At 69.6% G+C, this 12282-nt stretch carries 12 protein-coding genes; 4 read left to right on the top strand and 8 right to left on the bottom strand.

Annotated elements, in window-relative coordinates:
- Window positions 1-4 precede the first annotated feature (4 nt).
- From OHS58_RS24530 to OHS58_RS24500, 7 genes are all read right to left on the bottom strand, one after another.
- Complete coding sequence (locus OHS58_RS24530; RefSeq protein WP_328644134.1) at window positions 5-1168, bottom strand: OmpA family protein; 1164 nt, start codon at window positions 1166-1168, stop codon at window positions 5-7.
- A gap of 42 nt (window positions 1169-1210) precedes the next feature.
- Complete coding sequence (locus OHS58_RS24525) at window positions 1211-1843, bottom strand: hypothetical protein (RefSeq protein WP_328644133.1); 633 nt, start codon at window positions 1841-1843, stop codon at window positions 1211-1213.
- 201 nt (window positions 1844-2044) lie between these two features.
- Complete coding sequence (locus OHS58_RS24520; RefSeq protein WP_328644132.1) at window positions 2045-2887, bottom strand: hypothetical protein; 843 nt, start codon at window positions 2885-2887, stop codon at window positions 2045-2047.
- The gene (locus tag OHS58_RS24515) at window positions 2884-3399 is read right to left on the bottom strand and encodes a hypothetical protein (RefSeq protein ID WP_328644131.1); all 516 of its coding nucleotides are present in this window, start codon (window positions 3397-3399) and stop codon (window positions 2884-2886) included. The genes OHS58_RS24520 and OHS58_RS24515 overlap by 4 nt, the downstream gene beginning before the upstream one ends.
- Window positions 3400-3442: 43 nt before the next feature.
- Window positions 3443-4174, bottom strand: coding sequence for a hypothetical protein (locus OHS58_RS24510; RefSeq protein ID WP_328644130.1), 732 nt, complete (start codon window positions 4172-4174; stop codon window positions 3443-3445).
- 142 nt (window positions 4175-4316) lie between these two features.
- Complete coding sequence (locus OHS58_RS24505) at window positions 4317-4661, bottom strand: hypothetical protein (protein WP_328644129.1); 345 nt, start codon at window positions 4659-4661, stop codon at window positions 4317-4319.
- Entirely contained in the window at window positions 4658-5257 is a 600-nt protein-coding gene (locus tag OHS58_RS24500; RefSeq protein ID WP_328644128.1) for a toll/interleukin-1 receptor domain-containing protein, read from the bottom strand. The genes OHS58_RS24505 and OHS58_RS24500 overlap by 4 nt, the downstream gene beginning before the upstream one ends.
- Before the next feature lie 386 nt (window positions 5258-5643).
- Between OHS58_RS24500 and OHS58_RS24495 the strand changes: the two genes are divergently transcribed.
- The 3 genes from OHS58_RS24495 to OHS58_RS24485 all read left to right on the top strand — a co-directional run bounded on the left by OHS58_RS24495 (window position 5644) and on the right by OHS58_RS24485 (window position 7954).
- Entirely contained in the window at window positions 5644-6210 is a 567-nt protein-coding gene (locus OHS58_RS24495; RefSeq protein WP_328644127.1) for an NUDIX hydrolase, read from the top strand.
- Window positions 6211-6330: 120 nt separating this feature from the next.
- Window positions 6331-6513, top strand: coding sequence for a hypothetical protein (locus OHS58_RS24490; RefSeq protein WP_328644126.1), 183 nt, complete (start codon window positions 6331-6333; stop codon window positions 6511-6513).
- 133 nt (window positions 6514-6646) lie between these two features.
- A complete protein-coding gene (locus OHS58_RS24485; RefSeq protein WP_328644125.1) occupies window positions 6647-7954 on the top strand; it encodes a helix-turn-helix domain-containing protein in 1308 nt (435 codons plus the stop codon).
- A 60-nt stretch (window positions 7955-8014) separates the two neighbouring features.
- Here the strand turns inward: OHS58_RS24485 and OHS58_RS24480 are convergent, their stop codons facing one another.
- Window positions 8015-10984 carry an AfsR/SARP family transcriptional regulator gene (locus OHS58_RS24480; protein WP_328644124.1) on the bottom strand — a complete coding sequence of 990 codons (2970 nt, stop codon included), beginning with the start codon at window positions 10982-10984 and terminating at the stop codon, window positions 8015-8017.
- Between the two features lie 280 nt (window positions 10985-11264).
- On the opposite strand from OHS58_RS24480, the gene OHS58_RS24475 reads away from it, so the two are divergent.
- Window positions 11265-11918, top strand: coding sequence for a vWA domain-containing protein (locus tag OHS58_RS24475; RefSeq protein WP_247063103.1), 654 nt, complete (start codon window positions 11265-11267; stop codon window positions 11916-11918).
- The last annotated feature ends 364 nt before the right edge of the window (window positions 11919-12282 follow it).

Here is a 12282-nt window from a genome sequence, read left to right as displayed (position 1 = left end):
CCGGTCATCGGTGCGTCACCTCGACGATCACGGTCCGGTTGCGTGCGGCGGCCGCCGGGATCAGCGACCCGTCGGGGTTGTGGTCGGGTACGTAGCCGTCGAAGTAGCTGCCGACGCCGACGGTGGCGACCTGCTCACGCCGGGCACCTCGCTCGACGAGGAGCCCGGCCACCGCGTTCGCCCGGGCGTCGGCCAGCGCGATCTGGCCCTCCCGGTCGCCGGTGCGGGCGGTCGTCCCGGTCAGCCGCACGCCGCGGCTGCTCCGGGCGGCGAGCCAGCGGGCGACCGGCGCGATCACCTCACCCGCCGCCGCGGCGTCGCGGAACTCCGCGCGGTCCGGCTGGAACCCGACCTTGCCGTCGTCGGGCAGGACGAGCTTGGCGGACTGGTCCAGGTCGAGGTTGTCGGGCAGCGGGACGGGGACCGCGCCGACCGGCGGCACTCCGGTCGGCGCCACTCCGTTGTGGGGCTCGGGCAACACGGCGACGCAGTCGGCCTTCCCGGCCTTGGCGATCGCCTTGTACAGCTCGGTCAGCTGGTTGTGCCGGGCCGTGTCGAGAGGCGCCTGCGGTGCCGCCGTGTCGCCGATCCCGGCGAGCAGAACGGTCTTGTGCCGCAGGTCCGGCACCGCGTCGCCGAGCGCGCCCGCGACCTCGCCGGGGTCGGCGTCGAGCAGACCCGGCTGGCGGAAGTCCAGCGGCGCCACGGTCTGCAGACCGGAGTCGACGAGCACGACCGTGCCCGCGCCGTCCCCGGTCGCGCGGGCGGCGACCGCGAGCGCGCCGAGCACGTCCGCTTCGGCGACCTTGGCCCGCACCGCCGACACCGCGGTGGCGAACGTGCGGACGAACCCGGCCCGGTCGTTGTCCAGGTTCGCTGTGTTGTTGGCGTCGGAAAAGAACGTGGCGGTCACGGTGGCCTCGGGACGTCCGTCGACGCTGACCACCGAGACCTTGGGACCCTCGGTGTGGTCCGGGACGGTGGCGACCGCGGCTTGGACGATCCGACCGACCTGTTCCGGCAGGACCGGCTGAGGGCTGCCTGCTCGGCCGCCGGCCGCGACGGCGAGCGGCCCCACGGCCTGGCACTGCCCGGTCTGCGCGGCCACGGGTGCCACGGCGTCCGAACCGGAGCCGCACGCGACGAGAGCAGACAGCACCACCGCCACGGAGAGCAGGATGCGGGGGAGACGAGATCTGAACACGGTTCCTCACAGCTTTCGGATGTCGGGCCGGGTGACGCCGGGTCCGAGGGCCGCCAGACCGTGGCGGTCCCCGGACCCGAACGACTCGGTAGCGGAGCTGGGATGCATCACGGCACCGGCCCGCAGGGCGTGGCCGAGCCCCAGCGCGTGTCCCAGCTGGTGGCGCAGGTGTGCGACGGTCGCGTAAGGGGTCAGCACGCAGAGACCGCGGTCGAGGTACGCGTCGCCGTGCGCCGCGCTGAGCGCGCAGCAATCTTCGCCGGCGGCCGCGGGACGGACGACGATGCTGCCCGAGGTCACGTCCACGGCCCGCGCCACAGGTGGGTGCGGGGCGGCCGGCTGCAGATCGATCCGGGTCAGCAGGCTCAGCTCGGCCACGACCTCGTCGAGATCGGCCGGCGGCGTCCACCCCGCCGACTCGGCCGGCCTGACCGTGACCGGGCGGCCCGAACGCCAGCGGACCGGGTGCCGGCCATGGCACCGGGTGAAGGTGAAGTCGACGCCGTGGGCCATGGGCGGCGGTCCGGCGGGCCACAGAGTCGGCGGGAGTGGCGCGGGGGGTGCCGGCTTGCCGGCTGTGCGCAGGGTGACGTCCGGATACCGGCCCAGTGGCCCGGTCGACGTCCGGCGGGATCGCATGCGTTCGCTCCGTTCAGTTCCAGGTCCAGTGCCGCCGGCAGGCCGGGCAGACGAATCCCGACATGCACTCCTGGCAGAGCCGGCCCGGGTCGTAGGAGCCCGAGCAGGCTTCGCACACGTCGAGCTCTTGACGGCAGTGCGGGCAGCGAGGTTTCGGCGCTTCCGCGGCTTCCCGGCCGATGAACCGCTGGTACCACCGGCTCATCCGGCCCGCCGGATTTCCGCGTCACCGTCGTCGTCCGGCTCCGCGGCCGGGCCGGACGACGGCAACGGCACCGGGCCGGTCTCCGTCACGCCGGTCTTCGCCGGATCCTGCATGTGCACGGCCATCAGGTGCCTCGCGTAGTTCGCGAGCTCGGCACCGAGTGCCTGGCGCTCCCGGATCGCGGCCGTCATCCGCTCGTCCTCCCGGTCGAACTCCCCGACGCACTGGTCGACGACCGAGTCCGCGCGGACCTTCAGCGCGGCAAGCCGGGCGACTTCAGTGCTTTGCTGCGCCGATCGGCGGGCGAAGCGACGGTGGGCGAAGTACACGGGGTTGTACAGGCGTTCGGCTTCGAAGGCGGTGCACAACCCGCTCACGAGGTAAAGGGCGAAGAAGAACCAAGCGGCGTAGTGACCACGCTCGACCTTGGCCGCGTCCGGTCCCGCTCCGGCGCCGAACCCGAGCGCGGACTCGGTCAGCTCGGCGCTGTGCCAGCGGACCACCAGAAGCACGATGCCCAGGGCCAGCCAGGCGATCGTGAGCACCACGATCGCCGGGACGACCCCGGCTCGGCCGTGGCGCAACCCGGCGAGCGCGATCCCTGCGGTGGCGGCGGCCATCAGCGCCAGCGCGGTCGCGCCCAGTGCCATCAGCCAGGAGAAGACCTCGGCCTCGTTGAGCAGCAGGTCGAGCGCGGCCTTGAACGCGGCGGTGTCGGTCATAGCGCCGACGAGGATGAGGAGCGCGGCCGCGACGAGACCGAGTGAACCGCGACCGGCGAGCAGTTCCGGGGCCGCCCAGCCGGTCGGCTTCTTTCCGTTGCCGAAGATCCGGTTCATCGTTCGTCCTCCTCGTCGTCGTCGCGAACGGCCGTCGGCCGTTCCTGGCCGGCGTCCTGCGGGGGGCGGCCGGCGAGCTCGACGCGGCACCGTTCGTACGCTTCGCTCAGGCGGTTCAGCTCTTCGCTCGCGTGGCCGGCCTGCAGTTCCAGCTCGCGCCGGTACTGCGTCGCCTGGCCGAGGTGCAGCGCCAGCACGGTCTGGTGGTCGAGGTATTCGGTGCGCACGGATTCGATCCAGGCGGCCACCCAGGACTCGATGACCAGATCGAGCGCTGCGCCGGTGCCTTCGTCGACCGCGTCGCCCAGCTGTTCCACCAGCTGGCGCACGCGCTGACGGCACGTGCCCCGGTCCGGGGCGGGCGGCATGTCGAACGGCACCGCGCGCCAGCGGTCGATCTCGGTCAGCTGCAGGAAGGGACCGGGCTTGCTGTCGGGGCCGGAGCGGTCGGGCATGACGTCCTGCCAGGTGGGCTGGGCCGGTTCGGATCTGGCGCGGCGGCGGCGAAACATGGTGAATCCTTCGCGGTGGTGGTGTTCGGGAACGTGAGGGGAATCAGCGCGGTGCCACGGGCTCGGGCGGTGCGGGCGCGATGGGGGCATCGGGCTCGTGGATCCAGCCCGGCAACCGGGGCCGGGCCAGTTCGAGCAGCGGGATGAGCGCGCCGCCGTCGGGGTGCCGCCGCACGAGGTGGCGTTCGTAGGTGCGGCACCGCCGCTGGGCGTGTTCGTGGTGCAGCTGGATCCGGGCCAGGGTCAGCCGCTTGCGGGCGACGATCGCGCCTTGCAGCCGGGCCAGCTCGACGTGCAGGGCGCGGGTTTGCTCCGCCGCGCGTTGTTCTGCCTGCACGAGCGGGTTCAGGCGCCGGTCGTGCTCCCGCTGCCGCCGGGTCCGGACCAGCTGGTCGTCCACTCCGGACTCGACGGCGTTGCGCCGGATCAGCTCGGCCTCCGCAGGCACCGCCGGCATCGCGGCCAGCTTGGTGCGGGCGTCGGCCGCCTCTTCCTCGGCACCGGCGATCTCGCCCTCGAGCTCTTCCCGGCGGCGGACGAGCGGCTGGATGTCTTCTTCCTGCCGGAGCAGCTCGCGTGCGGCGAACACGTTGAGGTGGTGCTGACGCACCCCGTGGTACGGCGTCGCGGCGAACTCGCTGTCCGCCGGCAGAGCGGGGAATCCCGACTTGCCGTCTTGGCGCCCGGCCCGGCGGTCGGCCAGCCGGGCCACGAGGCTGTACCGGAGCGCTCTCTTACGCAGCTTTTCGGACTCTCGTTCCGGGTTCTTCGGCATGACGCCTCCTGGCGGAAGGTGGCGCGGCGTGCGCCGGACATCTGGGGGGTGGTGACGTCGAGCCTGTCCCGACTCAGTGGAACGGCGGTGGATCGGGAATGGACCGCGCGAAGCGTCCACCGTGGATCGGGTTCGAGCGGGGTCAGCCCGCTCGGAACCAGCGGCGGACCAGGCTCCCCGTGATGGCGAGCAGGACGAAGAAGATCACCGCCCGGACGAGATCGCCGTGATCGTCCGCGGTGCCGTTGTAGGCTGCGGCTCCGTAAGCGAAGAAGACGATGTCGATGAGCGCGATCGCCAGCACCCACCGGCCGGCGTACGAGCGGGCTCGCGAGATCTGGTGGTAGATGTTCCGGTGATCGCTTCGGTCGAGGTAGTCCCCGTTGTGGATCGTCTGCTCACCCTGGGAGATGTAGTTCGTGCCACCCTCGGTGTGGTTGAACTGCCGGCCACGTGGATCGCGTCCGTGATCAGGTGGCGAGGTCATCGCCGACCACCTCCTGCTCCGTGGTTGTTGACCGTCTGCGTGCCCTGACTGATGTAGCTGGTCCCGCCGGACACCGATGTGTACTGGTTTTGCGGGCCGCTCGGCACCTGCAGGCCGGGACCTTCGGCTGCGGTCTCCTCTCCGGCGTCCGTGAGCTCGTCGATCAGTCCACGGAGGTCGGTGGCGAAGGTCTGGTCACGGAGCCGCCGGAAAGTCGACCGAGACAACGATCCGATGTCGGCGGGCAGCTCCACGAAGGACGGGAGCTGCACATCGTCGAGGAGCACCGGAACCACCGGGATGCCGCGCTCGAAGGCGGTACGCAGTTCGGACCTGACCCAGTCCTGTGGATCGGCCAGCCTTGGCCGGCCGTCGGCATCTTGAGCACCGAGCCAGTGAGGTCCGATGATCGCGAGCACGAGATCGGCTGCGGAAACCGCGTCTCGGATGGATTCCGGGTACAGTTCGCCCGGCAGAAGCGAGTCGCGGTCGCGGAAAACACGGTGCCGGCCGGTCTTCTTCGCGAATCCGATCGCGACCTCCCGTGCCACGTGCACGCTGTCCTCGGTGCGGTAGCTGATGAATATGCGGCGCATCGATCATTTCTCCCTTCTGCGCGCCCTGCCAGGCACAATTCGGCGCACAGTGGGGGCGCCTACAGGATTCGACGGCATTCGACAATCGAGTTCGAAGTGGAACTCGACGTTACTCCGGTGAATTCGACGCTCTAAGGATCGACGTCGAGCTCGTCCTCGTTACGGTGTTTTTGAAACGTTACTTCTGGTGAGAGATGACCGTCGTCAAGCGGTGTCCCGGCTTTTCGTACGACGGTGATCGATCATGCTCGTGCTTCCGTCCTCGAGCGGTGATCGGGTACGCGGACACCGCCTTCACCCGTTTGCGACGATGATGCGTGGCGCCGATGGACCGGGCATGGATCGGATGTGTACCGCTCGGCAGGGCATTGTGATTGACTCGGGAAGTGATCGACGACGGGCCGAAGCCCCCACCTCGTACCTGGTCGCGGCTGCGTTCCGCCAGTGTGTTCTCGTCGCCGTGGTTCGACGTCCGGCGGGACGCGGCCGTCCGCCCGGATGGTTCCGCCGGCCGGTACGACCACGTCGTGTCCAGCGGCTCCGTGACCACAGTGGCGCTGGCGGAAGACGGTCGTGTCGCCGTGACGCGGCAATGGATCTACACCCACGAGCAAACCCAGTGGCGGCTGCCCGCGGGCCGGATCGACACCGCCGACTCCGATCCCCGGGGCGCAGCAGCAAGGGAGCTGCGTGAAGAGACCGGGATCTCCGCGCTGCACTGGCGTCATCTCGGCACCGTCAACTGCGCGGATTCCTTCACCAACCATCGCGACCACGCGTTCCTGGCGACGAGGCTCGACCACGGCACCGCGCGCTTGGAACCCGGCGAAGCCGACCTGCGCGTACACCTGATCCCCTTCGAAGAGGCGTTGTCGCTGGTCATCGACGGTCGAATGCCCCACGCCGGCAGCTCGTTCGCCTTGCTCATGGTTCGCGCACTGGGCGTGCGCTGAGCCCGTTCACCGTTTCCGGAAACGCAGGAGACGTGCAACGTATTGTCGATTGACCGGTTTCGGATGAATCCTCGGAACAAGCGCAATCGCGCTTGGGAAAACAAATTCCGAGGAGTCGTCATGTCTGGTTCGCTGTCATTCCGCACCCTTGTCGAGTTCGCTGCTGCGGCCGTCACGCTGGTCGCCCTCGCCGTCCCGGGTTTCGGCGTCGTCACGTCGCTCGCAGACGGGGGGTCCACGTCGGGCCCGGTCGTGACGTCGCCGCCCTTGGCCGCTCCCAACGGGCACTCGTGGATCGACTGACCGGCCCGGACGGCAATCCGGTTCTTCCGGTGGGTTTCCGACAAGGGGCCGGATTGCCGTTCGGTGCGTTGCTTTCGCTCTGCGACGGTGCTGTACTGCCTGCAGGTGAACCTCGCGAAACGGGGAGGCGAGCGTGGTCGAGTCGTTCGGGGAAGCTTTGCGGAAACTGCGACAAGGCCGCGGTCTGTCACTCGATAAACTCGCTCGGAAGATCAGTTACAGCAAGAGCTACCTGAGCAAGATCGAAAATGGCATGAGTGCGCCGACGGCAGATATCGCGAAGCGCTGCGACAGTGCGCTCGAAACCGGCGGCGCACTCGTCACGATGATCGTCTCTGCGAAACCCGAAGTGCCGAAACCCCGGCCCGAAGCCGCAAACGGCGACGAGGGGGGTGACGACGAAGTGTGGGTGATGGTGATGGATACCGAAGGGACATCCGGCTTTCACCGTCTCCCGCGGCGGCAGGTCCTCGCCGGGCTCGGGATCGCGGTGGGGTATGCGCTGACGGGTGGCGCCTGGTCGGCGGCCGACCCCACGACGATCGCCGGCCTGCACAGCGCGTTCGACCAGTACCGCAAACTCGGCACGACGAGCCGTCCGGGCATCGTGCTGCCCCAGGTCGTCGCTCACGTGCACACGGTTCGCTCCCTCGCCGGGGGGGCGGTGGCGCCCGAAGTGCGCGACGAGTTGCTCGTCCACGCTTCGCGCGCCGCGGAATACGCGGGCTGGATGAGCCAGGAGGCCGGTGACGATCGGGCCGCGGCGTGGTGGACGGCGAAAGCAGTCGACTTCGCGGCCTCCGGCGGCGATCTCCACCTCGGTGTCTACGCACTTGTGCGACAGGCCGAACTGGCTTTGTACCAACAGGATTCCCTCGCCACGGTCGAGCTGGCCGTGCGCGCGCAGACCGATCCGTCAGTCGGGTCACGGATCCTCGGACTCGCGGCCCGTTGCGAAGCGCAGGGTCACGCGCTGGCCGGCGCCCCCGACGACTACTTGCGCGCACTGGAACGCGCGCGCGTGCTCCTGTCCGAAGGCACGCCGCTCCCGGCATCGCGACCGGTGTTCGGTTCCGCCAGCGTCGTCGACGAAGTCGCTTTGGCCGAAGGCTGGTCGCTCTACGACCTCGGCCGTCCCGCCGACGCCGCGGAAGTGCTCGATCGGGAGTTGCCCAGGATCGCCGCGGAGGCGCGGAGGGCTCGCGCCCGGTTCGGGGCGCGCCACGCACTGGCGCACGCGGGCAACGGCGAGATCGAGCACGCCTGCTCGCTCACTCGCGGGGTGCTCGAGGACGCGGCGCACGTCGACTCCGCCACCGTGCGGATCGACCTCCGCCAGCTTTCGCGAACACTGGCGCGGTGGCACAACCACCCGGCGGTTCGCGAACTGCTGCCCGAACTGGGCCGCGCGTTGCGGGTTGTCCGGGTTCCGCCCGCCTAGGCAATGCCGGAGCAAGTCTGTCTGCTCGAAGACCGAGAGTTTTGACTTGCCGGACACCGCCTAGCCCTCCATCCTGCACCTGCACCGATGCCGGGCGAGCTCGGCTCGCACGTCTTCCGCTTCCGTCCACCCCAGTCCGTCGAAGGCCTCGAGCGCGGCGTGCCAGTGCACGGCGGCGGAGACGTGTTCGCCGGTCTGGTGCAGTACTTGCGCGGCGCCGCGGTGTGCGTGGGCCTGTTTGCCCCGGTCGCCGGTTCCGCGGGCGAGGTCGAGCGCCGCGAGGTAGGTCGTCAGCGCCTGGCGGCGGTCCCCGCGCTCCAGCTGCGTCGCGGCCCGGTCCATGTACAGCTGGGCGCGCAAGCCGGGCTCGGCGACCGTATCGGCGACGGCGCGGGCAAGTTCGTGGTGTTGCACGGCGTCTTCGAGCCGCCGCTCGAGGCGGTGCACCACCCCGATGTTGTTGAGCGCGTAGGCCTCGCAGCTGCGGTCACCCACCTCCTTGGCGAGCGCTCGGGCTTCTTCGTGGTTCGCGAGCGCTTGGGCGTGGCGGCCCAGCCGACGCCGCACCACACCCAGGTTGTCCAACGTGTGGGCGAGGCCCTGGGTGTGGCTGAGCCGGCGCAGCAGGTCCGTGGCCGCGACCAGCCGCGCTTCGGCGAACTCGAGATCGCCCTGCAGCTCGTGGAGCTGTCCTACGTTGCTGAGGGCATAGGCCTGGCCTCGGAGGTCTTCGACGCGCTCGTACTTCGTCAGCGCCGACTCGTAGTGGGTGATCGCCGACGCGTTGTCGCCCCGATCCGAATCCACAGACGCGATGGCGCACAGCGCGCCGGCCTGGCCGAGGTCATCACCCAGCTCGGTCCACAGACGCAGCGCCTCAGTGGCCAGTTCGAGCGATTGCGAGGCCCTGCCCGCGGTCCGGTGCGCTCCGGCCAGCCGCAGCAGGACGTAGGCAAGTCCTGCCCGTCCCGCCTCGTCGGTTTCGAGCGCCTTCCGCGCGAGCTCGAGCGTCTCGGACCAATCCTCGATGAGACCACCTGCGTAGTAGTAGCGCCACAAGAGCACGGCCAGTTGCCAGGTGTGCTCGGGGAAGTCTTGCCGCGCCGCATACCTGATCACTGCGAGCAGGTTCAGCCGTTCCCCGGACAGCCAGGTCAGCGCCGCCTGGTTGTCGCCGAACTCCACCGCGGACGGGCACTCTCGCCGGACGGCCGGCTGACGGTCCTGGTCGAAGGGGTAGGCGGCACGTATCGCGTTCGACGTGGTGACGAGGTAGAAGTCGAGGAGCGGACCGAGTCGTTCCGTGTCCGAGTCCGCGTGCGTGTGAAGCCCACGTGCGTACTCCTTGAGCGGATCGAGGATCCGGTACCGCCCGTGCGCGGGTTCTTCCAGCAGGCTCGCCCGCAGCAGTCCCTCCAGCAGTTCCCGCGCCCGCGCAGGAGTCGTCCCCACCAGGGCGGCCGCGGCGGGCACGCTCAGATCGTGTCCAGGCAACCGCCCGAACAGCCGGAACAGTAGTTGTTCGAGCTCGTCCAGCTGCCCGTAGGAGACCGCGCAGGCGCCGGCGGCGCGCCCGGTCAGCCCGGGCGCGTCCCGCCACGGTCCCGACTCGTCGAGCAGCGCCGTCAGTTCGCTGAGGGACCAGGACCCGTGCAGCCGAAGCTGCGCGGCCAGCATCTTGATGGGGAGCGGGACATAGCCGCACCGCACCACGAGGCTGTCGACGAGCGCCGACTCACCTCGGACCCGATCGGCGCCGACGAGGCCGTGAAACAGCTCGATGGCCGCTTCGGGCTGCAGCGGTCCCAGCTGGATCTCGTCCGCGATGTCGAGACCTCCGGTTCGCCGGCTGGTGACCAGTGCGGCACAGCCGGGCTCGATCGGAAGGAGCTGCTGTGTCTGCTCTTCGCCCGCCGCGTTGTCCAGCACGACAAGGGTGCGTGTGCCCGCCAGCGCAGCCTGGTAACTGGCGATGCGCTGACTGACCGTCGGCGGGTGCTGTTCCGGCGGGACCCCGAGCGCCGTCAGCAGGCCGGCCAGCGCGTCCTCGGTGGTCACCGGGGCCACCTCCGGGGTGAAGCCGTCGAGCTGCACCAGCACCTGCCCGTCGGGGAAGCGCTCGCGCAGGAGGTAGGCCGCTTGGACGGCGAGCGCGGTCTTGCCGATGCCCGGCATCCCGCTGATCCACAAGGTCGCCGATCGGTGCGCGGCGGCTGCGACGAGCAGCCGCGACTCGATCTTCGCCAGTTCGCGGCCTCGGCCCCCGAAGCGGGGCGGCCGGCTGGGCAGCAAGACGCGTCGCCCGCTCAGCTGAGCGAATTTCGCCAACCGCCGCAGCTCGACCGGGACGTCCATACCGTAGTCGTTGAGCGCCGCCCTGGTGTCGTGGTAGACGTTCACCGCCTGTACGCGGTCGCCGTTGGCCACCAACGCCCGCATCAGCAGCCCCGCGAGCCGGTGCCGCGTCGGCTCGGCACTCACCAACGACTGCAGCCGATCGCGGACCCACCGGTGGTTTCCTTCGCCGAGCTCGAGCTCGGCCAGGTCGCCCAGGACGTCGATGTACGCCTCTTCCGGTGAGAACAGACTGGTCGAGCCGACGCGGTCGTGGTCGAGGTCCTCCAGGTACCGGCCGCGCCACAGTTCGGCGGCCTCGCGCAGCAGCGTGAGCCGCCGGGCACGGTCGGCGCAGTCGTGTGCCCGGTCACGCAACGCGAGAAACCGCTCGAGGTCGATCCGCTCGGGCACGATCCGCAGCACGTAGCCCGTCGCGACGCGGTCGATCACCGGCCGGTCGGCCTGCTCACCCCGCTCGAGGATCTTGCGCAAGCGAGCGATGTAGCCGGGGACCAGGTTGGTCTTCGGCTTCTCCACCCCGTTCCAGACGATGTCGGTGAGCCGTTCGGCCGATATCGCGCGGTTCGCGTGCAGCACGAGGACGGCAAGGATGTACCGCTGCTGTAAGTCACCGAGTTCGACCGGTTGACCGCTCGTTCGCAGTTCGAACGGCCCCAACAGGCGTACTTCCATGCCGTCTCCTTCGACGCGGTGTCATGACACTCTCAGTGAAACCGATCGCTCGGGGGATGAGAACACGTTCGGTTTGTGGTCCATTTTTCGTCCACTTTCCGTCCTTTCGTGACCTGAAGCGGAACTCGAGGTCCACCCGCGGTCCACGCTTGGTCCAAGCCGAGATGTGAGACTGTCGGGGAGCGTCCGCAGGGACCCCCTCGAAGTGGGGCCTGCGGAGCGGCGGGCGAGTCCCGCGGTCGCGGTGAATCACCGGCCTTCCCCAGACGAGGAGAATCCGATGTCCGATCGAATCCTGCCCTTCTACGTGGTCTGTGACGAGTCCTATTCGATGGCCGATCACCTGGACCTGCTGAACGACAGCCTCGATGATGTGTACCGGGTCGTACGCACGGATCCGGCCCTGGCCGGCCGGACTCGGCTGGGGGTGATCGGCTTCTCCAGGGAAGCCCGTGTTGTCGCGCCGCTCTCCCGCAGGGCGGAAAGAATCGGCAAGCCGGAGCTGAGAGGTGGCGCGGAGACCAATTTCGGCGCCGTGTTCACCACGCTCCGCGAAACGATCGAACACGACGTCGAGCGGCTCCGGGCAGAATCCTGTTCGATCTACAGACCCGCCGTGTTCTTCCTGTCCGACGGACAGCCGACCGATCACGCGGACTGGCCCGCGGCCCACGCGAGACTCGTGGACCGGAGCTGGCCGGCCCGGCCGCGGATGATCGCCTTCGGCATCGGGGACGCCGACCGGGCGACGATGAGCCAGATCGGTACCTACCGCGCATACCTGAGCCGGACCGGCGTGACGCCACGCCGCGTGATCCGCGAGTTCGCGAAAACGCTGGCCAGCTCGCTGTTCCTGTCCGGCGCGGCCGGAGACGACCTGCACGTGCCGGCCCAAGTGTCCGGTTTCACCGCGCTGGAGCGATCTTCGGTCTGAGTCCGGAGCCGAACGATTCCACTCGGTCGCCGACGGCGACGGCGAGGGCGGCTGCCGGCGGCGGCACTGATCAACGCGGGTCGCGGCGCAGCTACCGCGATGACGCGTGCGGATGTGCCGCGCCGGCGGCGAGAGCTGCGGTAGGACGCCGGCAGAAGACGGTCGAGAAGCGACTTGGACCACAGCCGCAGGGATTGCCGTCGATCCGACCGCGAGCGAGCCCGAGGACTGTGATCTCGGTCGGACTTCTGTCGGCCGTCTGCCAGGCAGTTGCCGAGGACGATGCGCATGTGGTCTGCCCGGCGTGGTGACGATCCGAGCTGTCGTCACACCCCAGCGAAGATGATGGCTGACCGAGCGGATC

This window comes from Amycolatopsis sp. NBC_00348 (genome assembly GCF_036114655.1).
GTDB lineage: Bacteria > Actinomycetota > Actinomycetes > Mycobacteriales > Pseudonocardiaceae > Amycolatopsis.
The sequence above is the reverse complement of the archived record's forward strand: the minus strand, read 5'-3'. Positions and strand labels throughout refer to the sequence as shown.